Annotated in this window: 25 protein-coding genes; 12 read left to right on the plus strand and 13 right to left on the minus strand. The window is 69.0% G+C overall.

All coding sequences use genetic code 11. The features are described 5' to 3' along the window. Positions 1-27: 27 nt before the first annotated feature. On the minus strand, positions 28-645 hold the full coding sequence (locus tag ABGB12_RS26530; RefSeq protein WP_347682178.1) for a TetR/AcrR family transcriptional regulator: 618 nt from the start codon (positions 643-645) through the stop codon (positions 28-30). 111 nt (positions 646-756) lie between these two features. Between ABGB12_RS26530 and ABGB12_RS26535 the strand changes: the two genes are divergently transcribed. After that, positions 757-1,311 carry a peroxidase-related enzyme gene (locus tag ABGB12_RS26535; protein ID WP_347682179.1) on the plus strand — a complete coding sequence of 185 codons (555 nt, stop codon included), beginning with the start codon at positions 757-759 and terminating at the stop codon, positions 1,309-1,311. A gap of 135 nt (positions 1,312-1,446) precedes the next feature. After that, positions 1,447-2,556 (plus strand): hypothetical protein, encoded by a 1,110-nt coding sequence (locus tag ABGB12_RS26540; protein ID WP_347682180.1) that lies wholly within the window; start codon positions 1,447-1,449, stop codon positions 2,554-2,556. 30 nt (positions 2,557-2,586) lie between these two features. Here the strand turns inward: ABGB12_RS26540 and ABGB12_RS26545 are convergent, their stop codons facing one another. Next, positions 2,587-3,498, minus strand: coding sequence for an NAD(P)-binding domain-containing protein (locus tag ABGB12_RS26545; RefSeq protein WP_347682181.1), 912 nt, complete (start codon positions 3,496-3,498; stop codon positions 2,587-2,589). 55 nt (positions 3,499-3,553) lie between these two features. Between ABGB12_RS26545 and ABGB12_RS26550 the strand changes: the two genes are divergently transcribed. Beyond that, the gene (locus tag ABGB12_RS26550) at positions 3,554-3,913 is read left to right on the plus strand and encodes a helix-turn-helix domain-containing protein (protein WP_347682182.1); all 360 of its coding nucleotides are present in this window, start codon (positions 3,554-3,556) and stop codon (positions 3,911-3,913) included. Between the two features lie 12 nt (positions 3,914-3,925). Next, positions 3,926-4,474 (plus strand): DUF1697 domain-containing protein, encoded by a 549-nt coding sequence (locus ABGB12_RS26555; RefSeq protein WP_347682183.1) that lies wholly within the window; start codon positions 3,926-3,928, stop codon positions 4,472-4,474. Positions 4,475-4,504: 30 nt separating this feature from the next. Here ABGB12_RS26555 and ABGB12_RS26560 read toward each other — a convergent pair whose 3' ends face one another. Continuing rightward, on the minus strand, positions 4,505-4,996 hold the full coding sequence (locus ABGB12_RS26560) for a metallophosphoesterase family protein (RefSeq protein ID WP_347682184.1): 492 nt from the start codon (positions 4,994-4,996) through the stop codon (positions 4,505-4,507). 387 nt (positions 4,997-5,383) lie between these two features. Between ABGB12_RS26560 and ABGB12_RS26565 the strand changes: the two genes are divergently transcribed. Then, complete coding sequence (locus ABGB12_RS26565) at positions 5,384-5,935, plus strand: hypothetical protein (RefSeq protein WP_347682185.1); 552 nt, start codon at positions 5,384-5,386, stop codon at positions 5,933-5,935. Between the two features lie 100 nt (positions 5,936-6,035). Here the strand turns inward: ABGB12_RS26565 and ABGB12_RS26570 are convergent, their stop codons facing one another. Next, on the minus strand, positions 6,036-6,641 hold the full coding sequence (locus tag ABGB12_RS26570) for a TetR/AcrR family transcriptional regulator (protein ID WP_347682186.1): 606 nt from the start codon (positions 6,639-6,641) through the stop codon (positions 6,036-6,038). 85 nt (positions 6,642-6,726) lie between these two features. On the opposite strand from ABGB12_RS26570, the gene ABGB12_RS26575 reads away from it, so the two are divergent. Further along, positions 6,727-7,710 (plus strand): saccharopine dehydrogenase NADP-binding domain-containing protein, encoded by a 984-nt coding sequence (locus tag ABGB12_RS26575; RefSeq protein ID WP_347682187.1) that lies wholly within the window; start codon positions 6,727-6,729, stop codon positions 7,708-7,710. Then, the gene (locus ABGB12_RS26580) at positions 7,710-8,573 is read left to right on the plus strand and encodes an NAD(P)H-binding protein (protein ID WP_347682188.1); all 864 of its coding nucleotides are present in this window, start codon (positions 7,710-7,712) and stop codon (positions 8,571-8,573) included. Before ABGB12_RS26575 ends, ABGB12_RS26580 begins: the two co-directional genes overlap by 1 nt. A gap of 3 nt (positions 8,574-8,576) precedes the next feature. Here ABGB12_RS26580 and ABGB12_RS26585 read toward each other — a convergent pair whose 3' ends face one another. From ABGB12_RS26585 to ABGB12_RS26610, 6 genes are all read right to left on the minus strand, one after another. Next, positions 8,577-9,257, minus strand: a complete 681-nt coding sequence (locus tag ABGB12_RS26585) for a GPP34 family phosphoprotein (protein ID WP_347682189.1) — start codon at positions 9,255-9,257, stop codon at positions 8,577-8,579. A gap of 140 nt (positions 9,258-9,397) precedes the next feature. Beyond that, on the minus strand, positions 9,398-10,645 hold the full coding sequence (locus ABGB12_RS26590) for an ABC transporter substrate-binding protein (protein ID WP_347682190.1): 1,248 nt from the start codon (positions 10,643-10,645) through the stop codon (positions 9,398-9,400). Continuing rightward, on the minus strand, positions 10,642-11,682 hold the full coding sequence (locus ABGB12_RS26595) for a branched-chain amino acid ABC transporter permease (RefSeq protein WP_347682191.1): 1,041 nt from the start codon (positions 11,680-11,682) through the stop codon (positions 10,642-10,644). The genes ABGB12_RS26590 and ABGB12_RS26595 overlap by 4 nt, the downstream gene beginning before the upstream one ends. Then, a complete protein-coding gene (locus ABGB12_RS26600) occupies positions 11,675-12,562 on the minus strand; it encodes a branched-chain amino acid ABC transporter permease (RefSeq protein WP_347682192.1) in 888 nt (295 codons plus the stop codon). The genes ABGB12_RS26595 and ABGB12_RS26600 overlap by 8 nt, the downstream gene beginning before the upstream one ends. Further along, positions 12,559-13,338 carry an ABC transporter ATP-binding protein gene (locus ABGB12_RS26605; RefSeq protein ID WP_347682193.1) on the minus strand — a complete coding sequence of 260 codons (780 nt, stop codon included), beginning with the start codon at positions 13,336-13,338 and terminating at the stop codon, positions 12,559-12,561. The genes ABGB12_RS26600 and ABGB12_RS26605 overlap by 4 nt, the downstream gene beginning before the upstream one ends. After that, positions 13,335-14,132, minus strand: a complete 798-nt coding sequence (locus ABGB12_RS26610; protein WP_347682194.1) for an ABC transporter ATP-binding protein — start codon at positions 14,130-14,132, stop codon at positions 13,335-13,337. Before ABGB12_RS26610 ends, ABGB12_RS26605 begins: the two co-directional genes overlap by 4 nt. Positions 14,133-14,375: 243 nt before the next feature. Here ABGB12_RS26610 and ABGB12_RS26615 point away from each other — a divergent pair, with 243 nt between their 5' ends. The 3 genes from ABGB12_RS26615 to rho all read left to right on the plus strand — a co-directional run bounded on the left by ABGB12_RS26615 (position 14,376) and on the right by rho (position 17,379). Continuing rightward, positions 14,376-15,557: a helix-turn-helix domain-containing protein gene (locus ABGB12_RS26615; protein WP_347682195.1), complete on the plus strand. Its 1,182-nt coding sequence runs from the start codon at positions 14,376-14,378 to the stop codon at positions 15,555-15,557. Between the two features lie 72 nt (positions 15,558-15,629). Continuing rightward, positions 15,630-16,103, plus strand: coding sequence for a pyridoxamine 5'-phosphate oxidase family protein (locus ABGB12_RS26620; RefSeq protein ID WP_347682196.1), 474 nt, complete (start codon positions 15,630-15,632; stop codon positions 16,101-16,103). Positions 16,104-16,266: 163 nt separating this feature from the next. Next, a complete protein-coding gene (rho, locus tag ABGB12_RS26625; protein WP_347682230.1) occupies positions 16,267-17,379 on the plus strand; it encodes a transcription termination factor Rho in 1,113 nt (370 codons plus the stop codon). A gap of 49 nt (positions 17,380-17,428) precedes the next feature. On the opposite strand, the gene recQ is transcribed toward rho, so the two are convergent. Together recQ and ABGB12_RS26635 are read right to left on the minus strand one after the other, a co-directional pair. After that, positions 17,429-19,264 carry a DNA helicase RecQ gene (recQ, locus tag ABGB12_RS26630; RefSeq protein WP_347682197.1) on the minus strand — a complete coding sequence of 612 codons (1,836 nt, stop codon included), beginning with the start codon at positions 19,262-19,264 and terminating at the stop codon, positions 17,429-17,431. Positions 19,265-19,316: 52 nt separating this feature from the next. Further along, positions 19,317-19,526, minus strand: coding sequence for an EF-hand domain-containing protein (locus tag ABGB12_RS26635; RefSeq protein WP_347682198.1), 210 nt, complete (start codon positions 19,524-19,526; stop codon positions 19,317-19,319). Between the two features lie 96 nt (positions 19,527-19,622). On the opposite strand from ABGB12_RS26635, the gene ABGB12_RS26640 reads away from it, so the two are divergent. After that, positions 19,623-21,023: a phosphatase PAP2 family protein gene (locus tag ABGB12_RS26640; protein ID WP_347682199.1), complete on the plus strand. Its 1,401-nt coding sequence runs from the start codon at positions 19,623-19,625 to the stop codon at positions 21,021-21,023. A 107-nt stretch (positions 21,024-21,130) separates the two neighbouring features. Beyond that, positions 21,131-22,090, plus strand: a complete 960-nt coding sequence (locus tag ABGB12_RS26645) for a pirin family protein (RefSeq protein ID WP_347682200.1) — start codon at positions 21,131-21,133, stop codon at positions 22,088-22,090. Here ABGB12_RS26645 and ABGB12_RS26650 read toward each other — a convergent pair. Continuing rightward, complete coding sequence (locus tag ABGB12_RS26650; protein WP_347682201.1) at positions 22,068-23,396, minus strand: carboxylesterase family protein; 1,329 nt, start codon at positions 23,394-23,396, stop codon at positions 22,068-22,070. The genes ABGB12_RS26645 and ABGB12_RS26650 overlap by 23 nt on opposite strands. Between the last annotated feature and the right edge of the window lie 2 nt (positions 23,397-23,398).

Here is a 23,398-nt window from a genome sequence, read left to right on the forward strand (position 1 = left end):
ACCCGTGCCCAGGAGGCCGCCTCGCCTTCACCGCGGACCGGTGTCCCCTTCTCCTTCGTCAAAGGCGGCGGATCCGCCTTGCCGGTGGGCGGCGAGCAGGAGAGCCGCGGTGGAGCGCGCGGTCTCGGCCGCGTGAGCGTCGCGGTCCAAGTGAGCGGCGGTGATGGCGCCGTCCCACAACTGCACCAGAGCCGCGATCAGGACATCGTCGGCCGACGGTCGTTCCAGCAGCCGACGAAGCAGGTCCGGCAGCCATTGCCGGTGGTGGGCGATGACGGCCTGGATTCCCTCATGGTGGGGGTACTCGGCTGCGGCGTTGACGAACGGGCAGCCGCGGTAGGCCGGGCCCGCCAGGTAGTCGTGGAAGATCTCGAAGAGCGCCAGCACGCGCCGGGCCGGGTCGTCGGCGCGCGTGTGCACGCGGGCTTCGACGTAGGCGCGCCAAGTATCGGTGCGGCGGCGCAGGTAGGCGGCGACCAGGTCCTCTTTGGTGCGGAAATGCGCGTACATGGTCGAGCGCGAGACCTGGCTCTCATTGATCACCCGGTCGATGCCGACCGCTCGGATGCCTTCGGCGTAGAACAGCGAGTCGGCGGTGGCCAGCAGGCGCTCACGCACCGGCGAGGGCTTCTTGTCCGTCTTCACCCCACCAGTATCGAACCGAACGTTCTGTTTGACAAACCGGGCGATGCGTCTCTAGCGTCACCTCTTGAATCGAACCGATCGTTCTGTTCGATCTGAGTTGAAGGAGCCCTCATGTCACGCGTGCCCCTCATCGACCCGGCCACCGCCACCGGCGCCGCCGCCGAGCAGCTCGCCGCCGCCCAGCGGACCATGGGCGTCACCCCCAACATGGCCAAGGCGATGGCCAACAGCCCCGCCGCGCTCAAGGGCTTCCTCGGCCTGTTCGGCGCACTGAAGCAGGGCGTTCTATCGGCGGCGCTGCAAGAACGCATCGCGCTGGCCGTCGCCGAGGCCAACGGCTGCAGCTACTGCCTGTCGGCCCACACCATGGTCTCCCGCAACGTCGTCGAACTGCCGGAAGAAGAGATCGAGGCGGCCCGCCGCGGCCACAGCGCCGAGCCGAAGGCCGACGCCGCGCTGAGCCTGGCACTGGCCATCACCCACAACCGCGGTCCGGTGGAGAAAGAGGCGTTCGACGCCGCCCGGAAGGCCGGGCTGAGCGATGAGGAGATCGTCGAGGTGATCGCCAACGTCGCCCGCAACATCTTCACCAACTACGTCAACGAAGCCCTCGAGGTCGACGTCGAGTGGCCGCTGGTCACCCCGTTCGCCCGCACCTCCGCCTGACCTCGGGCGGCGGGGCGGGACGGGTGCGCGCCGGAACGCGGTCCGCACCCGTCCCCTGCCGAGCCGAGCCTCGTGCGGATGGAGCGCTGGGGAGATCTGACCCATTAGAAGATCTTTTGTGGCAGTGTGCCGGTCATGATCGAGCATGGCGTGCGTGTCGCGGTGGCGGCTGTGGTCCTGGGGGCCTCGGTGATTCCGGCGAAGGCCCTCGCCGCGCCGGGGAAGCCGCTGAAGCCCGTCTGGACCACCAGGCTTCCGGCGTCCTCCGACTTCATGGCCATCGTGGCCCCGGACAAGAAGAATGTCTGGGCGTTCGGCGGGAACAACGCGAACTCTCCCCGGGACAGGCCTCTGGTGTACCGGAAGAGCGGAGCCGAGTGGAAGCCGGTCGAACTTCCGCGCGGGCTGGGCGGCTACATTTTGAAGGCGAGCGCGTCGTCCGCCGACAACGTCTGGGCGATGGGCGAGGACCCGCACAGCCCGCGAAGCACGACCTTCCTGTTGCGCTGGGACGGTAAGCGTTGGCGCGTCGCCAAGCGCTGGGAGCGCCAGCAGCACGCCTCCATCGTCGCCACCGGCAAGCGCGGAGTCTGGGTGTTCGACGAGGAGCGGGCTCGCGCGCTGCGCTTCGACGGGCGGCGCTGGCGCCAGGTCAAAACCCCGGTCGCCGTCGTCGGCGCCGCGGCCCAAGGCGAGAAGCTCTGGGCATGGGGCCACGACAAGGACTACCGCTCCAAGATCGTGCGCTTCGACGGGCGGCGGTGGAAGACCGCCCACCCGGGCTCGCTCCTGCCCGAGCCGGCCAAGCAATCCATCACCTACTTCGATAGACCGGTCATCTCAGGTAAGAACGTCTGGGTGACCGGAGTGCATATCCACGACTTCCAAGACGACACGCAGAGCCGGGAACCTCTTCTGCTGCGATACAAGAACGGCAAGTGGAGGAAAGAGAAGATCGCCCCGTCCGCCGGGATCGCCCGCGACCCCAGATCCGATGGCCGCGGAGGCCTTGTGTTCCTCACCTACAAAAACGTTCCCGGCCGGGGAAACGACCTGGTGCACGACCTTTTCCTCACCCGCCTCACCGCCGAAGGCCGCTGGAGCCAACGCCGCCAGGGCCGCATCGTCAACGAGAGACCGTGGATCTCCGACTACGCCCGGCTGCCCGGCACCCTGCGTCTCCTCGTCGTCGGCTACGTCGAACGGAAGAACGGCAGCGACGCCGCGGTCTTCTCCCTGTCCTGAGAACCGGGCCGAGCCCCGTACAGCAGGGCGTCACTCGATTCGGAGCAGGGAGACCATGCCGGCCAGGCCCTCGTCGCCGTGGCCCTGTGCCACCCGGCGGCTCATCAGCTCCATGTAGGGGGTGAGGAGCCGGGGATCCACGGACTGGTCCTCCGCCGTGACCAGGAACGTGTCGTTGGCCGCCGTCATCATGGCGAGGTTGGAGGTGACGCCCTCGGTGTAGTCGCCGCTCGCCAGTTGCGCGGCGATGCCGTGGGCGCTGCCCGCCATGGCGCCGAGCCATTCCGCGAGCAGGGCCGCGAACCTCGACCGGTCGAGGTCCTTCTCCTGGTCCATCAGAGCGAAGGCATGGGTGATGCCCGCGAACATGCCGGTCATCGCGCTGAGCAGAGCGATGTCGTGCAACGCCGCGTGGCCCGGGTCCTCGCCGACGAACTTCGCTCCGGCGGGAACCTCCAGGAGTTCCCGGTGGCGTTCGAACAGCGCGAGGTCCCCGCTGTAGAGGACGTAGCCGCCGGTTTCCGGGTGGCCGATCATCGGGGGGACCGCCATGATCCCGCCGTCCAGGAAACGAGCCCCGCGCTTCTCGGCCCATCGGGCGCGCTGCCGGGCCTGGGCCGGAGTGCTCGTGGTCAGGTTGACGACGTCCTTGCCGTTCAGGTCGACGCCGTCCAGGACCTCGTCCACGGAGGCGTCGTCCAGCAGGCAGAGAATGACGGGACCGTCCGTCGAGGCCACCGCCTCAGCCTGGGTGGCCGCCACCCGGGCGCCCTCCTCCACCAACGGCCCGGCCTTTTCCGGGGTGCGGTTCCAGACGGTCAGCGGACGCCCCGCGGCGAGCCAGGCACGGGCGAGCGCGGTACCCATGTCGCCGAGGCCGAGAAGAGTGACGGGGGTTTCATAAGCGGTTTCGGTGTCCATACCGATCAGCGTCGTCCGCATCCGGACCATGATCAAGTACGCACCTTTTTGTAGGTGGGCACCTTAAAGTAAGTGCATGAGCAGGCGGGACACATACGTGTGCGGCATCGACGCGGCGATCGACGTGGTCGGCGGCAAATGGAAGGTGCTCATCCTGTGGGCGCTGGGGGAAAGCCCCCGCCGGTTCGGTGAACTGCGGCACGACCTCCCCGGCGTCACCGAGAAAGTCCTCACCTCGCACCTGCGAGAACTGGAGGCCGACGGCATCGTCTTCCGGGAGGAGGCGTTCGAGGGTGCGGTACGCCGCGTCACCTACGCCCTCACCCCGCTCGGAGCCTCCCTCAACGAAGCACTGGAGCCCCTCGGCGACTGGGGAAGGAAACACCTCCTCGGCGGACGGAACACACACGACGACGCACTCGACCGCTCGCACTGAGAGGAGCAGGTCATGCCGGGATACATCGCCTTGCTGCGCGGCATCAATGTCGGCGGCGGCACCCGGATCGGCATGGCGGCTCTACGGGAGCTGTTCGCGGATCTGGGCCATTCCGAGGTGAAGACATACCTACAGAGCGGCAACGTGCTCTTCACTTCCGACCGGCCGTCCGAAGGCCTGGCCGGAGAGCTCGAAAACCGGATCGCCGCGGATCTCGGCGTCAACGCCCGCGTCCTGCTGCGCACCGGAGACGATCTAGGGCGCGTCTTCGCGGGCAATCCCTTCCTCGACCGTGAATCCGACCCGGTCAAACTGCACGTGACCTTCCTCGAAGAGACGCCTACGCCGGAACAGGCGGCCAAGCTGGAGAGGCCGTCGGGCGAGACCGCCGAGTTCTCGTTGGAAGGCCGGGAGGTCTACCTCCACTGCCCGGACGGATACGGGCGCACCAAGCTCAACAATGCTTTCCTCGAACGCCGCCTCGGCATCGCCGCGACCACCCGGAACTGGAAGACGGTCACCGCCCTCCGCGACCTCGCGACCGGCTTGGCGGGCAAGTGACGTCCGATTCCGGGCGCGGCAGGCCGCAGGTCAGGTGACGGGGACGATCTCGGCGGTGAGGAGCCGTCCGGCCTCGATCGTGAGGAGACCGAGAGTGCCGTGAGGCTGGCGACGCCGGTCGGTGGGCGAACCTGGGTTGAAAACACGCAGGTCGCCGTCGGCCTCGTTCCACGGAATGTGGGAGTGACCGAAGACGACCAGGCCGGCGTCGGGGAAGCCGCGGCGCAGACGGGCGAGACGGCCCTTGGAGGAGCCGCTGTCGTGGATCATCGCGACACGCAGACCGTCCAGGTCGAGCTCAAGCCGCTCGGGCGCACCCCAGGCGGCAACGTCGGGACCGTCATTGTTACCCAAAACGGCATGGACCGGCGCGTAGGCGGCCAACTCATCAAGAACCTCGACGGTACAGACATCCCCGGCATGCAGGATCACATCAGCCGTGCGCAGATGCCCGGCGACCGCAGGCGGACAGGACCGCCAGCGCCGCGGCGCATGCGTGTCGGAGATCGCGACCACCCTCACCCGACCATCCTCCCTCATAGAGGACCACAGCTCAGCGTGCGCGCCGCCGGCGCAAGCCGGTACGCGGCCACCTGATGGCCGAAGGGCCGCGCTGCACCCGTCCGGCGCGGTCCTGACGTCCTTGTGGATCTCTGGAGTGCCGTTACCCTTTTCGCCTTCTATTAATCTGCGCGCACTTCTTCTGGCATATATCGGCCATTCATCAACCGGGGTGGTGGGGCGCGCATCCCATCTATTGGATCGCTTGACGCCTCCACCGCGCCGGCGATCTACGGAACCGTCTCGGTTCCGCGGGGCGTGATCTGGATTTCCGGGTGAGCCTGAGCGATCCCGGCGGTCTTGTCACGCATCCGCAGCCCTTACAAAGCATGATGTAAGGAGTCGCTCATGCGACGTTCCACGACCTCGGCGGCTCTGTCCGCGGCCCTGATCGCAGGGCTCATCGGCACCGCCTCCCCCGCCACCGCCTCCTCTGGAACGACGAGCCTCGTCGTCGAGGACACCATCGTGCGCGAGAGCACGATCCCGAGCACGGAACTCATCGCGCAGGCCGAGCGCGAGGGAACCCCCTACAGCGCCAAGGAGGTCAGGGCCCTCAAGAAGTCCTCGTGCCGCAAGAAGGAGTACAAGCGGGGCCTGCGCGCCAGGAAGAAGGGCCGCTGGCTGATCTGGGTCAAGCTCCGGCTCGACTGGTGCTACGACGGCTACCAGGTCACCTCGGCCAGGTACCGCGCCCAGAGCTACAGCTACGACCGCTACACCTGGCGCTGGCGCGGCTGGGGCAAGAAGAGGTTCGAATTCACCGAGGACGGCGGCTCCGTCATCGCCGAGGTGAAGGCCAAGTTCTACTACACCGGCAACCGAAAGGTCTACAAGCCGCACATCGGAATATGGGGTGCTTTCGACGGCTCCTCTGACTGGTGGGGCTGGAGATCGTGATGTCAACTCGTGAAAGCGTCGTTTTCGAGAAGTAAAAGCAGCCTCGGAGCCGATGCCTTTCTTTCCGCCGGCGCGGCTGAGCCGCGTCGGCGGTAGCCCGTCACGGCCGCCGGGGAGCGGGGTCCAGGGCGGAGAGAAGACGCCCGGTCTCCCGCACCAGGGTGGGGAGCGCCTCGGACGGGGCGGGGTGGCGGGCGAGGAGCATGCCGGCCTCGCAGACGGTGCCGAAGAGCAGGTGGGCGGAGACCGTCACGTCCGACGTCGCCAGGCGGCCTTCGGAGTGGGCTGCTTCCAGACCCGTCCTCAGGACCCGGAGGACGTAGGCGTGTTCGATCTCGCGGACGGTCTCCCAGCCGAGGACGTGAGGGGCGTCGAGGAGGACGATCCGGCGGAAACAGGGGTCCAGGCAGTGTTCGAGGAACGTCCGGATGCCCTGGCGCAGGGCCTGCCAGATGTCGGAGTGGGCGGCTGCGACCGCCTCCAAGCGGGTGGTGACCCCCTGCTGCTCCGCCACGAAAGCGGCTCTGAACAGGCCTTTCTTGTCCTTGAAGTGGTGGTAGAGGGCGCCCTTGGTGACGCCCGCCCCGGCTGCGACGGCGTCCAGGGACGTGGCCGTGTAGCCCGCTTGGCCGAAGAGGGTGCGGGCGGTGGCCAGGAGGGCTGTCGTGGTGGCCTCGGAGCGTTCGGCCTGGGTGCGTCGGGGCATCTCTGAATTTTCCCTCCTTGATTTACATACTCAAGGTATGTAAGTGTTGATTCGAACAGGCGTGCGAACCCGGGAGGGGATGGGCATGAGGAGTTCGGTCATCGCGGTCTACGGGGCCACCGGGCACACCGGGAGGCTCGTCGTCGAGGAGCTGCGGAAGCGGGGGCACGAGCCGCTTCTGGCGGGGAGGGCTCCGGGGCTTCCCCGTTCCGTCCCCGCGGACGACCCCGCGGCCGTCCGGGAACTGGTGCGTGAAGCCGACGTGATCGTGCAGTGCGCGGGGCCGTTCTCGAAAACGGGCCGGGTCATCGCACGGGCCGCCGCCGAAGCGGGATGCCACTACGTCGACCATGCCGTCGAGTCGCATCACGTGCGGTGGATGTTCGACGAACTGCAGGAGACCGCCCGGCGTAACGGGGTCGCCATGCTCCCGGGGCTGAGCTTCTACGGAGGGCTCGGAGACCTGCTGGCCGGAGCCGTCACGCGGGGGATGGACGACCTCGACCGGGTGACCATCGCGTACGCCGTGTCGGGATGGCGGATGACCACGGGAGCCAAGAGCACCGCCGAACAGCTCTTCGCCGAGACGGAGCGGATCACCTTCACCGACGGGAAGCAGCACGTCGGATACGTCGAGCCGCGGAACGTCGTCTTCCCGTTCCCGCCGCCGGTCGGACCCCGCACGATGATCGCGCCTCTGCCGTCCTGCGACGTCGTCCTGGCGCAGCGGCACGTCCGAGCCCAGAACATCGAGGCGCAGCTCACCGCGCACACGTTCACCGAGGAGCAGGTGTTCGCCAGTGAAACCGCTTCCTCCGAGGAGCGGGCGTCGTCGGAGTTCATGGTGGCCGTTCAGGCGCTCGGTAGGGAAAGCGCCGCCGGACAGCTCATCGGCAAAGACCTGTGGCTGGCGGGAGTCCATGCCTCGGTGGAAGGAGCCGTGCGGCTGGCCGAAGGCGGCGTCGGAGCAGGAGTCCGCAGCCCGGCCGAGGCGTTCGAGGCGGAGCCGTTCCTTCGGCGGCTGGAAGAGCTCGGAGCGTTCGCCCTCCGGCTGCCGGGGAGGGTCTGATGTTCCTCGTGACGGGTGCGGCGGGCGGCGTCCAGGGCTCCACGGGACGGCTCGTCACCGAGATGTTGCTGGCCCAAAAGCAGCCCGTGCGGGCGTTCGTGCGCAGAGATGACGAGCGTGCGCAGCGGCTGCGTGAGCTGGGAGCGGAAGTCCACGTCGGAGATCTGCGAGAGATCAACGACGTGCGGCCCGCGTTCCGGGGCGTGCGGCGGGTGTTCTTCACCTATCCCGTCACGGCCGGGCTGCTGGATGCGACGGCCGCCTTCGCCGCGGCGGCGCGGGAAGCGGGCGCCGAGCGGATCGTGGAGGTCTCGCAACTCGACGCGCGGATGGACGCGCGGACGCCGCGGATGCGCCAGCACTGGCTGTCCGAGCAGGTCTTCGACTGGGCCGGAACAGAGACCGTCCATCTCAGGGCGGCCGTCTTTCACGAGAACCTGACGGTCCTGGCGGCGCTGTCCGGGTGGCGGGAACTCGCCGTCCCGCTCGGGCCGGAGACCACCCGGGTGCCGCTGGTGGCGGCCGAGGACGTCGCACGGGTGGCCGCCGCGCTCCTCCTCTCCCCCGACGCGACGGAACCCGTCGTCCATCTGACGGGCCAGATGCTCGCCGTCGGAGAGGTCGCCGGAGCCCTCCGGGAGACCCGGAACCCGTCCCTGGAGTACATCGACGCCGATCCGGAGCAGTGGCATCGCGACCTCCTGGCCGTGCTCGGCGACCCGCACACCGTGGAGCATCTCTCGGCTCTGTGGGAGATCTTCCGCACCACCCCGGAGCATCCGCTCTACCGCGTCACCGACACGATCGAACGCCTGGGAGGCCGGCCGCCCGTCACATACCGGGAGTTCCTGCGGAAGTCCTGAACGTCACCCGCCTGCGGACGCGGCGGCGGCGCCTCCGGCGGCCACGGCAGCGATCATGGCGCCTTCGAGCTGCTGGATCGCCTTCTTGACGGCCTCGCCGATCTCGCCGCCCTCGTGGAGCTCCTCGACCCGGCGCTTGAACTCCTTCTTGTCGAGGTCGGGGAAGATCGCCCGGTTCATGCGGCTCGCCTGGACGATCGCGAGCAGGGTGGCGGTGTGGGCGTCGGCGGAGGCTCCGTTCAGCACCGCGGTCAGGCGGACACGCAACTCCTGCTCGGGGAGCGGGTTCGCCTCGGGGTGGCGGGTGACGGGGATGAAGCCCAGCACGCGGTGGTGGTCCTCCCGCAGGACGCCCTGGGCGACCAGCCGTTCCAGGAGGCGCCGGCGCAGGCCGGACTTGAGCTTGTTGACCCACCACTGGACGCGGCGCGGCTTCTCCTCGACCATGCGGGCGAGGACGGCGTCCTCCTCGGGGGTGCCCAGGGGCGTCGGGTCCAGCACGACGACCTCGTCGCCCTTGCGGCCCGCGAGACCGATACGGCCCGCGATGAGCAGGTCCCCCAGGACCGCTCCGACCAGGCCGCACTCGACGTACATCACGGAGACGACGGGCTTGCCCTTCTCCTCGTGCAGGGCCAGCAGCAGGAAGTCCTCGGCGAGGGTCATCCGCACATCCTCTCTCACGTCCGTCTCGTCACAGATCAGAGGGAAACCTGCCCCGTCGGGTTCCCGCCACTCCTCTACATGATCCATCAGGCGGGAGCCCGGACACGGGAAAGCGCCTGCCGGACCCCGACCGACAGGCGCTTGCACGTGGCGCGGCGTCAGCCCAGGTCGAACTCCTTCGCCGCGTCGGAGGTGAAGGGCTCGCCGACCTGGACCAGGCCGCCCTTGGCCTTGCTGCTGGGCTGCTGGACGATGGACTCGCGGGTCCCGACCTGGCCGGGCTTGGAGAAGTCCAGGACCGGCATGAGGCCCTCGCTGTCGAACGCCGACTGCGTCTGCAGGGCCTTGTAGATGCCCTCGCGGGTCAGGTCCTTGGACTCGCAGGCCTTCTTCAGGGACTCGCCGAAGACCTTCGCCGAGACGTAGCCGAACGTGGCGCCGCCGTCGAAGACGTCGTTCGGGTACTTCTTGGCGTAGGCCGCCACCAGCTTGGTCATCCCGGGGGCCTCCGCGCTGGCCGGCTGGGTGGCGCTCACGTAGTAGAAGTTGGCCTCCAGGGCCTTGGCCGCGGGCGTGCCCAGCAGCTGCGGGCTGAAGCCGGGGTTGTTGGAGACGATCGGGACGTTGAAGCCGCCCGCGGCGGCCACGCCCGCCAGGGACGCGGACTGGCGGGGGCCCGCGCTGATCAGGACGGCCTTGATGCCTTCGGACTTCAGGGCGCTGACCTGGGAGGTCATGTCGTTGTCGGTGGGCTTGATGCGCAGCTCGACGACGGTCAGCCCGGCCTTCTCCGCGGCGAACCTGGCGCCGGCCAGGGCGCTCTCGCCGTACTCGCCCTCGAAGTAGACGTGGCCGATCTCGTCGCCCTTCTTCAGGCCCTTCTCCTTCACCAGGAAGTCGACGCCGTTGATCATCTCCAGCTCGTAGGTTCCGCCGACGACCTGGACGTAGGGGACTTTGAGCAGCTGGGACGGCCAGGCCGCGGGAATGGTCAGCAGCTTGTCGGAGGCCACGTTCTTGGCGATCGCCGACATGACCGGAGAACCGATGACCTGCGAGAGGCCCGCGACCTTCGGCTGCAGCTCGGTGTAGGCGCCGACCGCCTTCTGGACGTCGTAGCCGTGGTCGCGGACGATCAGCTCGACCTTGCGTCCGCAGACGCCGCCCGCGTCGTTGATCTCCTGGAAGTACAGCTGCTGCGCCTGGGTGATGCTCTTGCCGAGGGTGGCGTAGACGCCGGTCAGGTCGGTGAGGGCGCCGAGGGTGATGGTCTTCTCGGAGACGCCGGGGCCGGTCTTGACGCCGTTGGCGTCGGTGCCGCCCTCGTCCGTCGTGGACTTGCTGCTGCATCCGGCGGCGGTGACGGCCAGGACGGCGAGGCCGATGGCGAACTTGCGGAGTTTCACGGGGTGGTCTCCTTGCGGGGGGTGAGGGAAGGGACACGCAGACCGGAGAGGCCGGCGGGCAGGAAGAGGACGATGAGGACGACGGCCGTGCCGTACAGGTAGCGGGCGGCGTCGGAGGGCGCGACGCCCTCGCCGCCGGCCGCCGCGACCAGCGGGAGCGAGTCGCTGTAGCGGGTCAGCAGCTGCGGGAGGAGCGTGACGAAGGCGGCGCCGACGATCGCGCCGGTCACCGAGCCGAGACCGCCGATGACGATCATGGCGAGGTATTCGAAGGCCAGGAGGACCCCGAAGTAGTCCGGCACGGCCCGCTGGAACGCCAGCGCCAGCAGCACCCCGGCGAGCCCGGCGTACATCGACGACAGGGTGAACACCGCGCCGCGCATCCGGGCGACGGGCACACCGAGCACGCCCGCGGCGATCTGCTGGTCGCGGATGAGGTTCATCGCGCGGCCGGGACGCCCGCGCAGCACCCCGTACGCGAACCACGCGGCCAGGGCGAGCAGCGCGAGCCCGAGGAACCACAGGCGCTCCAGCGCCCCGAACGGCACGCCCAGGACGACGAGGTCGGTGGAGCCGTCGAAGGGGAGGCCGAACAGGTTCATCGGCTCCACGGCCCGGCCGTTGTACCCGCCGGTGACCTTCTCGAAGTTGAACAGCACATGCTGCCCCACGAAGATCAGCGCCAGGGAGGCGATGCCGAGGTACACCCCGGACAGCCGGCCGGAGATCGGGCTGAACGCCAGCCCGGCCAGCCCCGCCAGCGCGACGGCCAGGACCGCCGCCAGCGGCGTGGGCAGCCCCAGCCCGGACACGTGCCCGTCGGACTCCCCGGCGAAGTACACGTAGCCGTACGCGCCGACCGCCAGGAAGAACGAGTGGCCCATCGACAACTGGCCCGTCGAGCCGGTGAGCAGGTTCAGGCCGATCGCGCCGATCGCCGCGGCCATCACGAACAGCCCGGCCTGCAGCCAGAACATGTCCAGGTAGAAGGGAGGAAGGAGCAGCAGGAGGAGGGGGAGCCAACGCGCCTTAGACACGGGAGACCTCCCGGGTTCCGAAGAGGCCGGAGGGCCGGACGAGCAGGATGACGATCATGACGACGTAGGGGGCGACGTCGCCGAGGCCGCGGCCCAGGAACGTCAGGTCGTTCTGGTATCCGCCGACCAGGGACTCGGTCAGGCCGATGAGCAGGCCGCCGACCAGGGCGCCGGTCATGGAGTCGAGCCCGCCGAGGATCGCGGCGGGGAAGGCCTTCAGCGCCACCAGGGACGTGCTGCGGTCCAGGCCGGGCGTGGGGAAGGCCGCGATGAAGACCGCGGCCACGGCGGCCAGGGCCCCGGCCACGCACCAGGCCGACATCGAGATGCGCCCCAGGCGGATGCCCATGAGGGCCGCCGTCTCGGAGTCCTCGGCCACCGCCCGCATCGAGACGCCCCAGGGGGTGTACTTGAACGCGGCCAGGAAGCCCGCGATCAGCACGGCGGCGACGACGAGCGCGGCGATGCGCGTCTGCGCGATCGTGATGCCGCCGAACTGGAACACCTTGTCGCCCCACGGGTCGCCGAGCGCCAGGACGGACGTGCCCAGGCGCCGGCTGAGCTCGGCCGTCAGGACGATGTCGATGCCGATCGTCGCGATCGCGATCACGTCGCGGCGTGCTCTGGCCCGCCGCAGGAGGATGAACTCCACGAACGCGCCGCAGGCGGCGGCCGCGATGATGCCGACGGCCAGCGCCCCGACGAACCCGAGGTCGTCATGGAGGACAGCCGTCACGTAGCCGCCGAGGAGCAGCAGGGACGCGTGCGCGAAGTTCACCACCTCGGTGGCCTTGAAGATGACCACGAAGCCGAGCGCGATGAGCGCGTACACGGCGCCGAGGCTCAGCCCGTTGATGAGCAGTTCCAACAGCCTCGTCATGAAGAAGCCTCCTCTCCCAGGTAGGCACGTAGGACCTCCGGGTTGTTCTGAACCTCGGCGGGGGTGCCGGAGGCGATGCGCTTGCCGAAGTCCAGGACGGTGACCTCGTCCGCGAGGCGCATGACCATGCCCATGTCGTGCTCGACGAGCAGGACGGAGATCCCGAGCGCCTCCCGTACGGCGACGATGTGGCCGGCCATCTCCAGGCGTTCGGTGGCGTTCATGCCGGCCACGGGCTCGTCCAGCATCAGAAGGCGGGGTTCGCCGCACAGGGCGCGGGCCAGTTCGACACGCTTCTGGGCTCCGTACGGGAGGCCGCCCACCGGGACGTTCAGGTACTGGGCGACGCCCACGAAGTCGGCGATCTCCCGAGCGCGTTCACGGTGCTTCTTCTCCTCGCGGCGGGCGCTGGGCCACCGCAGACCGGCCCGGACGATGCCCGTCTTCATCAGCCTGTGCCGGCCGAGGAGCAGGTTGTCCTCCACCGTCAGGGCCCCGGACAACGCCAGGTTCTGGAACGTGCGGGAGATGCCGAGCGCCCCCACGCGGTGCGGGGACATCGTCGTCAGCTCGCGCCTGCCGAAGTGCACGCTGCCCGACGTGGCCTTGTAGACGCCCGACAGGACGTTGAAGCAGGTCGACTTCCCGGCTCCGTTGGGGCCGATGACGGCGTGGAGCGTCCCCGGAGCCACCGTGAAGCTCACCGAGTCGAGCGCGACGAGCCCGGCGAACCTGACGGTCAGGTCCTTCACCACCAGTTCCGGCACCCCGCTCATCCCTCCCACCTCGAAAGGGCGCGGTGACCGGTGAGCACCGGGGCGGGTTCGTCGACGACGCCCAGGTAGCGCCGGCGGACCTCGTCGCTGGCGGCGAGTTCGGCGGCGGGGCCGCGCAGCGCGACCTCCCCCACGTCCAGCACGTAGGCGTAGTCGGCCAGCCGCAGCGCCAGCGCCGCGTTCTGCTCGACCAGCAGGACCGAGGTGCCCTGCTCGTTGATCTCGATGACCGTCCGGGCGATGGTCTCGGCCATCAGCGGGGCCAGGCCCAACGTCGGCTCGTCCAGAAGGAGGACCTTGGGACGCGCCATGAGCGCTCGGCCCATCGCCAGCATCTGCTGCTCGCCTCCGGACAGCAGGGAGGCGCGCTGCTTGCGGCGCTCGGCGAGGACCGGGAACAGGTCGAAGACGCGCTTCTTGGTGGACTCCGGAGCGTGGAAGCCCCCCACCTTCAGGTTCTCTTCGACCGTCATGCGCCCGAACACACGGCGCCCTTCGGGTGCCTGAACGATTCCTGTGGCGACGATGCGGTGCGCGGGCGACGTGTTCAGGCTGACGCCCGAGTACGTGATCCTCCCCGAGGAGATGACGCCCCCGTGAAAGCGCAGCGTGCCGGAGATGGCACGCATCAGCGTCGTCTTGCCCGCGCCGTTGGCACCGAGGACGGTGACGATCTCGCCTTGCGGCACGTCCAGGGAGACCTCGTGCAGTGCGCGTACGGCACGCCCGTAGGAGACCGTCAGGTCCCTCACGGACAGAGCCGCCTGCGCCTGCACGGCCGGCGTTTTCAACATGATCCTCCTCACAAACAGTGAGAGGAGAATGCGCCCTATGCCCCGTTCCAGGCGATAGGCGTCGGACCTGGATCCGAGGTGCACGATTGGGCGGACGCACAATCGCCCACACCGGACCGCGTCGCCTTCCTGCGCGTGCCCCGGCCCCCCGCCCCCGGTATTGGGCACATGCACAACAAGAACACCGAGCCGCGTGCGACGGGCCCATGGACCCCGGGAAACCGTTGCGCCAGCATCGGGGCAATGAGCGAACCTCGGCTTCACACGTGGCTGGCGGAACGGCTCCCCGAACTCACATCACGGCTGTCGGAGGAGCTGCGGCGGCGGGTGCCGTTCTACGAAGGGCAGCCGCGGGACGTCCTGGAGGGGCCGCTCCGCCAGGCGATAGAGGCGAACCTGCGCATCTCCCTGCTGATCCTGCGAGAACGCCGCACGTTCACCGCCGACGAACGGGCGGAGATCATCGCCTGGTCCGCCCGCAGAGCAGAGCAGGGAGTGCCCCTCGAAGCCGTGCTCACCGCCTACCACCTGGCCGTCGAGCTGTGCTGGAAAGCCCTCATGGAAGAAGCACGCCCCGACGAGGCCGAAGAGCTGGGCGCCCTGGGACTCCACCTGTTCGGCTATCTGCGCGCGGCCGTCCCCGCGGTGACCTTGGCGCATGTGCAGCGGCACGGAGAACAGCAGGAAGCACGCCGCGCGATGCTCGACGCCCTGCTCTCAGGCGCTCCGGCCCACGATCTGACGGCCAAGGCCGGCATCCCCCTGGCCGCCTCGTACGAGGTCCTCGTCTTTCGCGCCGTGGAAGACGGAGACATCACGTCTTCACAATCCGCGTTGGACGCCTATGCCGAAGCGCGCGTGCTGGCCAGATTCGACGGCGGCACAGGCATGGCACTGTTGCCCGTGCGCCCCGATCTACGTCTGGACGAGCTCGTATCAGGAGTCGTCGCCGCTTCAGAACACGCCTTCACGGTCTCCGCGGCCCTGGCCGAAGGACCGGAATCCATTCCGTCAGCGCTGCGGGAAGCCACCGAAGTGGCCGAACTCGTCACCCGTCTAGGCCGTCCGCCGGGCCTGTACCGGATGGCCGATGTGCTGCTGGAGTACCAGCTCGCACGTCCGGGCAACGCCCTGGCGCAGTTGGCGGCCAAGCTGGAGCCGCTGGACGACCGCCCCGAACTGATGGAAACCCTCCGCGCCTACGTCCACAACGGTCACAACCGCCGCCAGACCGCCCTGGACCTCCAGGTCCACCGCAACACCCTCGACTACCGGCTGCGCAACATCGCCGCCCTCACGGGCCTCGACCCGGCCGGGGCCGAGGGATTCCGGCTGCTCGCCGCGGCCCTGACCGCCCGCGCCCTGCGCCGGGACCCGGACAGTGGGACTGGAAGAGAACAGATATCCGGAACGTCGCCAAAGTGACCTCTGGCGGCCCCAGGTCCGTTGTGCCTACGCTGGGGACGAATTATCGAATCAGATTCGGAGATCCCACCCATGAGCAAGCGCGCCGCGATCAGGATGACAGATGAGGAACTCGCCGACTTCCTGGCGAACGAGCGGAAGGTCCAGATCGCGAGCATAGGCAAGGACGGCGCGCCCCACCTGGTGACGATGTTCTACACGCTGTGGGAGGGCAAGATCGCCTTCACCACCTACAAGAGCTCCCAGAAGGTGCTCAACCTCCAGCGCAACCCGGTGATGACCTGCCTGGTCGAGACCGGCACCGACTACAACGAACTGCGCGGAGCCAGCCTCACCGGACACGCCCGCATCACCGACGACCCCGAGATCCTCGACCCGGTCGGACAGGCCGTCGGCCACCAGATCATCGGCCTCGAGCCCCCCGCCGACCTCTCCCAGGCCGACCCCGCCGTCGTCGAGGGAATCCGGCACATGATGCGCAAGCGGGTCGCCGTCATCCTCGAACCCACGAAGATCAGTTCCTGGGATCACGCCAAGCTGGGCTGACGGCGAACGCCTCCGGCGTGTTACCCTCCAGGAGAGGCACAGGTTCTTCCGCTTTCCAGCGAGCTGCCTTTCTTCTCGGCCCTTCGCCGATCCCCGCGCACTCCGCGCTTCCTGCCGCACCCGAAGCTCTTTCGCGTGCCGTCTCTCCTGGAATCACATGACCATCACTGAAGAAAAGACCCTTCAGACGGCTCTCCTCCCCGTGACGGGGATCCTCGCCGTCTCAGGCGACAACGCCTACGTCCGGGTGGACGGCTACACGCCCGGACCGAACGACGTACAGGTGCCGCTCGCACTCGTCCGGAGGCTCGCCCTGCGCCCCGGCGACCGTGTGACGGGCACCGCCAAGCCCCAGGGCCGGGGCGGCAAAGCCGTCCTGGCCACGGTGGACTCCCCGCCCCGACGCGGCCGCCGGGACTTCTCCCGGCTCACCCCCGTGCACCCCGCCGAGCGGCTGCGCCTCGGGCCGGGCCGGACCGGCCGGATCATCGACCTGGTCGCCCCCATCGGCAAGGGCCAGCGCGGACTCATCGTCGCCCCACCCAAAGCCGGAAAGACCATCATCCTTCAGGAACTCGCCCAGGCGATCACCCTGAACCACCCCGAATGCCACCTGATCCTGCTGCTGGTGGACGAACGCCCCGAAGAAGTGTCCGACCTGCGGCGCAAGGTGCCGGGCGCGGAACTGGCGGCCTCCACGTTCGACCGGCCGCCCGCCGAGCACGTCGCCGTCGCCGAACTCGCCGTCGAACGCGCCAAGCGGCTCGCCGAGCAGGGCCGCGACGTGGTCATCCTGATGGACTCCCTCACCCGGCTGGGCCGGGCGTACAACCTGGCGGCCCCCTCCAGCAGCAGGATCCTTGCCGGAGGCGTCGCGGCGGGCGCCCTCTACCCGCCGAAGCGGTTCTTCGGCTCCGCGCGCGCCCTCGAGGAGGGCGGTTCCCTCACCATCCTTTCGACCGCGCTGGTGGAGACCGGCTCCCGCATGGACGAGGTGTTCTTCGAGGAGTTCAAGGGCACCGGCAACATGGAGCTCCGCCTGTCCCGCAGGCTCGCCGAGCAGCGGCTCTTCCCCGCCATCGACCTCGCCGCCTCCGGCACCCGCCGCGAAGAGCTCCTGCTCTCCCCCGCCGAACACGAGCTCACCGGCCGGCTGCGCCGCGTCCTGCACGCCCTCGACGACCGCCAGGCCCTCGAACTCCTCCTGGACAAGCTCAAGGAGACCTCGTCCAACGCCGAGTTCCTGGCCCGGGTCGCCCTCCAGACGTCGCCCTGAACCGGTTCGCCCCCTTCAGCGTCGCCGGAGCGTTCCGGGGGCCGCCGGATCAGGACCGATCCGCCAGGACCTCCAGGATCTGCTCGCCGTAGCGGTTGAGCTTGTTCTCGCCGACGCCGGTGATGCCCGACAGCTCCTCCAGGCTGGAGGGACGGCGGGAGGCGATCTCGCGCAGGGTGGCGTCGTGGAAGATCACGTAGGCGGGCACGCCCTGCTCCTTGGCGCCGGCGGCACGCCAGGCGCGCAGGCGCTCGAACAGGGGCTTGGCTTCTTCGGCGAGCTCCACCGGGGCTGCCGTCCGCGCCGTCTTCGCCGCCTTGGCGATCTTCGCGGGGCGTTCGGGCTCGCGGCGCATCGGGACCTCGCGGCGGCGGCCGAGCACCTCGCCGCTCGCCTCCGTCAGGACGAGGGTGCCGTAGTCGCCCTCCACGCCCAGCAGACCATGGGCCAGCAGCTGCCTGACGACACCGCGCCACTCCGCCTCGCGCAGCTCCGCGCCGACGCCGAAGACCGTCAGCTCGTCGTGCCGGTACTGCTTGACCTTCTCGGTCTCCTTGCCCAGCAGGATGTCGATGATCTGACCCGCGCCGAACTTCTGGTTGCGCTCGTTCTTCAGCCGGTAGACGGCCGAGAGGAACTTCTGCGCCGCGACCGTGCCGTCCCAGGACTCCGGCGGGGCCAGGCACGTGTCGCAGTTGCCGCACGACTGCCCGCCGCGCTCGCCGAAGTAGGCCAGCAGCTGGGCGCGGCGGCACGAGACCGTCTCGCACAGCGCCAGCATCGCGTCGAGGTGGATCGTCGCCGCGCGCCGGTAGGCGAAGTCGCCGTCCGAGGACTCGATCATCTTGCGCTGCTGCACGACGTCGGCCAGCCCGTAGGCCATCCACGCAGTCGACGGCAGGCCGTCGCGCCCGGCCCGGCCCGTCTCCTGGTAGTAGCCCTCGATCGACTTCGGCAGGTCCAGATGAGCCACCAGCCGCACGTCCGGCTTGTCGATGCCCATGCCGAACGCGATCGTCGCGACGACCACCAGGCCGTCCTCCCGCAGGAAGCGGGACTGGTGGCGCTCCCTGGTCGCGGCGTCGAGACCCGCGTGGTACGGCACTGCCGCGATCCCGTTGTTCGCCAGGAAGTCGGCGGTCTTCTCCACCGAGGCGCGCGACAGGCAGTAGACGATCGCCGCGTCGCCCGGGTGCTCGCTGCGCAGCAGCTCCAGCAGCTGCTTCTGCGGGCTGTTCTTGGGGACGATCCGGTACTGGATGTTCGGGCGGTCGAAGCTGGCGACGAAGTGCCGGGCCTCCTTCAGCCCCAGCCGTTCGGTGATCTCGGTGTGCGTGGCCTCGGTGGCGGTGGCCGTCAACGCGATCCGCGGCACGTCCGGCCAGCGCTCGTGCAGCATCGACAGGCCCAGGTAGTCGGGCCGGAAGTCATGGCCCCACTGGGAGACGCAGTGCGCCTCGTCGATCGCGAACAGCGCGATCTTGCCCTGGTCGAACAGCTGGGCCGTGGACTCCAGCTGCAGCCGCTCGGGGGCCAGGTACAGCAGGTCCAGATCTCCGGCGCGGAACGCCCGCTCGACCTCGCGCCGCTGGTCGAGGTTCTGCGTGGAGTTGAGGAAGGCCGCCCGCACGCCCAGTGCCCGAAGGGCGTCCACCTGGTCCTGCATCAGCGCGATCAGCGGCGAGACCACCACCCCGACGCCGGGTCTGACCAGCGCCGGGATCTGGTAGCACAGGGACTTGCCGCCGCCGGTCGGCATGAGGACCAGCGCGTCGCCGCCGGCGACGACATGTTCGATGATCTCCTGCTGGCCGGGCCGGAAGGAGTCATAGCCGAAGACGCGCTTGAGCGCGTCCAGTGCGTCCTGCACGCCGGGGGAAGTCACCCGGCCAGTCTATGAAGCCGGGGCCGCTCCGCGGGCTGGACCTGTGGACGACTCAGAGGTTGTCGAGCATCCTCTGGAGTTCGTCGAACGTGATGTATCCGTCGTGGTTGAGATCGGCACGCTCGAATCGCTCCTGCGTCTCGGCCTTGCTCCAGACCAGGCCCAGTTCGTCCAGGACCAGCGTGAAACCGACGAGGTCGAGCCGGCCCTTCTCCTGGGCGTCGACCGTACGGAAAGCGGTGAGCAGGCCTTCGACTGTCAAAATGGAGCTCCCTTCCTTGTCTAGATCATCGAATGATGACACAGGCTGTGACGATTCACACGGTAGAAAGGGTTCCCTTTCGGGGATACGTCGCGCATGGACCTGGCCGAAATCGACCGTCGGGCGTTCGACAACGTGGCAGCCGCCAGGTTGCGGGGGCTGGAATCCGTGCTGCCCAGACTGTCGAAGATCGCCGATCACGGGGTGCTCTGGTTCGGTCTGGCGGGGGCTCTGGGGCTGACGGGAATTCCCGCGCTGCGCCGGGGGGCGTTGCGGGGAGTGATCGCGATCGGACTTGCGAGTCCCTCGATCAATCTCGTCGGTAAACAGTTGTTTCGGCGCCGTCGGCCTCTCGTTCATAACGTGCCGCCGATACGGATTCACCGGATCCCCTCCTCCCACTCCTTTCCCTCCGGGCACTCGGCTTCGGCCGCCGCGTTCGCCACCGCCATGCTCCTGGAAGCACCTAAAAGGGTGTCTCTGCCCGTTCTCGGACTTGCGGCGTCCGTCGCTTTCAGCCGGGTCTACACCGGCGCCCACTATCCGGGGGACGTGCTGGCGGGGATCCTCTCGGGCTCCGTCGCGGGACTGACGACGCGGCTGCTGTGGCCTGTCCAAATACCCGCCCACGTGGCGAACCTCGACCGGGTGATCGAGCACAGGGACCCCTCGGGCGCGGGCGTCGTCGTGGTCTTCCACGACGAGGAGGACGCGGCGGACCTGCGGAACGAACTGCCGCACGCCGAGTTCACGGACTGCGAGGGAGACCTGGAGGGAAAGCTGGAGGAGGCCGCGCGGCGCGCCAAGATCCTCGCCGTCTGCGGGGGCGACGGCACGGTCAGCGCGGGGGCCGCGGCGGCGCTGCGCCACGACATCCCCCTCCTCGTCTTCCCCCTGGGAACGCTCAACCACTTCGCCAAGACACTCGGCGTGGAGACCGTCTCGGACGCGCTGGACGCCTACTGGAGCGGCAGCCTGGCACGTGTGGACGTCGCCACGTTGAACGACGTGCCCTTCCTCAACACGGCCAGCTTCGGCGCCTACTCGGAGCTGGTGGACAGGCGGGAGAAGCTGCAGAAGCGGCTCGGCAAGTGGCCCGCCCTGGCCGTCTCGGCCTTCCGGGTGCTGCGGCGGGCCGCTCCGGTGAACGTCATCGTCGACGGGATGCCCCGGCAGGTGTGGCTCGCGTTCATCGGGAACTGCGAGTACGGCATGCGCGGAGCCATTCCGACCACACGCGACAACCTCACCGACTCACTCCTGGACGTCCGTCTGGTGTCGGTGAGGAAGCGCTTCCGGCGGCTGCGCGCGCTGGCGGTCGTCCTGACGGGTCACATGTGGCCGCTGTCCGACTACGAGTCCTGGCTCGCATCGTCTCTGACGGTCGAAGCGGGCACCGACCTGCGGGTGGCCCACGACGGCGAGACACAGGACGCCCGGCCGCCTATCGTCTTCGGGAAGCACCCGAAACGGCTTGCCGTCTTCGTGCCCATCTGAACCGTGTGCGCGGGGGTCGCCGGACCCGGGGGGAATAATTTAAACTTCAACTTGTTGAGGCTGGTATCAGGTCACCTCAGCGTCACCCGAGCCAGAAGGAGGGCCTCATGCCGGCCGTCACCGTGGAGAACCCGCTCACCCTGCCCAGGGTCTCCGTCCCCGACCCCGTCAACGACACCCCTCGGCCGGTGATCGGCGTGACCAACGCGCCCAAGGGCTTCGAAGGCGAAGGATTCCCCGTCTACCGGGCCTTCGCCGGCGTGCACCCCCGCCACCTCGACCCGTTCATCATGATGGACCAGATGGGCGAAGTGGACTATCAGCCCGGAGAGCCGAAAGGCACCCCCTGGCACCCCCACCGCGGCTTCGAGACCGTCACCTACCTCATCGACGGCGAGTTCCACCACCGCGACACCGCCGGAGGCGGCGGCGAGATCGGCCCCGGCGACACCCAGTGGATGACCGCGGGCTCGGGCCTGCTGCACATCGAGGCCCCGCCGGAGCACCTCGTCATGAGCGGCGGCCTGTTCCACGGCCTGCAGCTGTGGGTGAACCTCCCCGCCAGGGACAAGATGATCGCGCCGCGCTACCAGGACATCTCCGGCGACCGCATCACCCTGCTGACCACCCCCGACGGCGGCGCGCTGCTGCGGGTCATCGCGGGCGAACTGGACGGACACAGCGGCCCCGGCTCCACCCACACGCCGATCACGATGATCCACGCGACGGTCAGCCCCGGCGCCCGCCTCACCCTGCCGTGGAACCCCTCGTTCAACGCGCTGGCGTACGTGCTGTCGGGACGCGGCACCGTCGGCACGCAGGACCGTCCGATCAAGGACGCGCAGCTCGCGGTGTTCGGGAAGGGCTCCAGCATCACCCTGGCCGCCGACGCCCGACAGGACTCCAACAAGTCGGCCCTCGACGTCGTCCTGCTCGGAGGCCGGCCGATCGGCGAGCCCATCGCGCACTACGGCCCGTTCGTCATGAACACCAAGGCCGAGCTCCAGCAGGCCTTCGAGGACTTCCAGGCCGGCCGCCTCGGCGTCATCCCCGCCGACCACATCTGACCTTCCGCACGACGAAGGCCGCTCCCCCGAGTACCGGGGAAGCGGCCTTCGTCGTGCGCCAGCTGAAATTCGTCCAGAAGCGGTAGTGGTGGTCCTTCACGAACTCCGTTCGCTTCCAGCCTCCCGAAGTCAGTGACTGCACGTACCGCTTGTCCGCCGCGTCACGGAAGCTCGGCCAGTCCGTACTGCCCGACTCGGCGAAGCCCACCCAGGCCCCGATCAGCCGCTCGGCCAGCCGCTCCTGCGCGTCCGTCCGCTTCTCGAACAGCTCCATGTCGAACAGGTAAGCCAACTCCGCCGTGTGCTGGGCACGCGGCTCGAAGCCGGGCTCGGGGTAGCCTTCGAACCAGGGGGTGTCGGCCTCTGCGAACTCGTACACCTGGGTCGGCGTCCACTTCGACAGCAGCCGCGCGGTGTCCAGCGTCGGCGCCGACCACGTCGAATCGGTCCTGACCGCGGCCAGCGCCTCGCCTGCCGAGGGGAAGGCGCTCAGCGGGTAGCGCTTCAGCACGGCGTCGGTCTTGGCACCGAACCGCTCGCGGACGGCCGGCTCGTAGGCCGCGGGCTGCATCGGCTTCCCGGACGCCAGTTCCTCGCCGAGGACCATCCCGCGCTCCTCGTCGTGGTTGACCCCGATGAGCACCGGAACCCGGTTGAACCTCCCGGTACGCAGCGCCTTCTCTGGCGCCATCGGCAGCAGGCGGGTACCGGTCACGGGCCGTGGCTCGTTGAAGGGCCCGTAGGCCTCCAGCAGCTCGGCCGCGGACTTCTCGCGCAGACACGCCGCGGTGTCGGTCTCGCAGCCCACCTCCTTGATCACCCGCTCGCTGTCGGCCTCGGCCTCGGCCCTGGTGCGTGAACCACCCGTCGCGCACGGAGCGCTCTGTACGACAGCCCAGTCGAACAGCCCCGTCGACAGGGGTGAGGCGAGGTGGCCGCACACAGCGAACCCACCGCCGGACTGCCCCATGATCGTCACGTTCCGCGCGTCGCCGCCGAACGCCGCGGCGTTGGCGCGAACCCAGCGGAGCGCGGCCTGCTGGTCCTCCAGGCCGAGGCCGCCCGAATCCTTCAGCGAGGGGTCGGACAGGAAACCCATGACGCCCAGCCGGTAGTTCATCGAGACCACGACCGCCCCTGCGGCGGCCATCCGTTCGGGCCCGTACATGTCGCCGGTGCCGTACATCAGGCTGCCGCCGTGGATCCACACGATCACCGGGAGTTCGTCCTTGGCGTCGGCCCGCGTGGTGACGTTCAGGTAGAGGCAGTCCTCGTTCTCGCTCGGCACCCCGATCGGGTAGCCCACCG

It is taken from the genome of Actinocorallia sp. B10E7 (assembly GCF_039871655.1).
GTDB lineage: Bacteria > Actinomycetota > Actinomycetes > Streptosporangiales > Streptosporangiaceae > Actinocorallia.

Coding starts and splice junctions, on each gene's coding strand:
- ABGB12_RS26535 (WP_347682179.1), top strand. CDS start 757: ATGTCACGCGTGCCCCTCATCGACCCGGCCACCGCCACCGGCGCCGCC.
- ABGB12_RS26540 (WP_347682180.1), top strand. CDS start 1,447: ATGATCGAGCATGGCGTGCGTGTCGCGGTGGCGGCTGTGGTCCTGGGG.
- ABGB12_RS26545 (WP_347682181.1), bottom strand. CDS start 3,498: ATGCGGACGACGCTGATCGGTATGGACACCGAAACCGCTTATGAAACC.
- ABGB12_RS26550 (WP_347682182.1), top strand. CDS start 3,554: ATGAGCAGGCGGGACACATACGTGTGCGGCATCGACGCGGCGATCGAC.
- ABGB12_RS26555 (WP_347682183.1), top strand. CDS start 3,926: ATGCCGGGATACATCGCCTTGCTGCGCGGCATCAATGTCGGCGGCGGC.
- ABGB12_RS26565 (WP_347682185.1), top strand. CDS start 5,384: ATGCGACGTTCCACGACCTCGGCGGCTCTGTCCGCGGCCCTGATCGCA.
- ABGB12_RS26570 (WP_347682186.1), bottom strand. CDS start 6,641: ATGCCCCGACGCACCCAGGCCGAACGCTCCGAGGCCACCACGACAGCC.
- ABGB12_RS26575 (WP_347682187.1), top strand. CDS start 6,727: ATGAGGAGTTCGGTCATCGCGGTCTACGGGGCCACCGGGCACACCGGG.
- ABGB12_RS26580 (WP_347682188.1), top strand. CDS start 7,710: ATGTTCCTCGTGACGGGTGCGGCGGGCGGCGTCCAGGGCTCCACGGGA.
- ABGB12_RS26600 (WP_347682192.1), bottom strand. CDS start 12,562: ATGACGAGGCTGTTGGAACTGCTCATCAACGGGCTGAGCCTCGGCGCC.
- ABGB12_RS26605 (WP_347682193.1), bottom strand. CDS start 13,338: ATGAGCGGGGTGCCGGAACTGGTGGTGAAGGACCTGACCGTCAGGTTC.
- ABGB12_RS26610 (WP_347682194.1), bottom strand. CDS start 14,132: ATGTTGAAAACGCCGGCCGTGCAGGCGCAGGCGGCTCTGTCCGTGAGG.
- ABGB12_RS26615 (WP_347682195.1), top strand. CDS start 14,376: ATGAGCGAACCTCGGCTTCACACGTGGCTGGCGGAACGGCTCCCCGAA.
- ABGB12_RS26620 (WP_347682196.1), top strand. CDS start 15,630: ATGAGCAAGCGCGCCGCGATCAGGATGACAGATGAGGAACTCGCCGAC.
- ABGB12_RS26640 (WP_347682199.1), top strand. CDS start 19,623: ATGGACCTGGCCGAAATCGACCGTCGGGCGTTCGACAACGTGGCAGCC.
- ABGB12_RS26645 (WP_347682200.1), top strand. CDS start 21,131: ATGCCGGCCGTCACCGTGGAGAACCCGCTCACCCTGCCCAGGGTCTCC.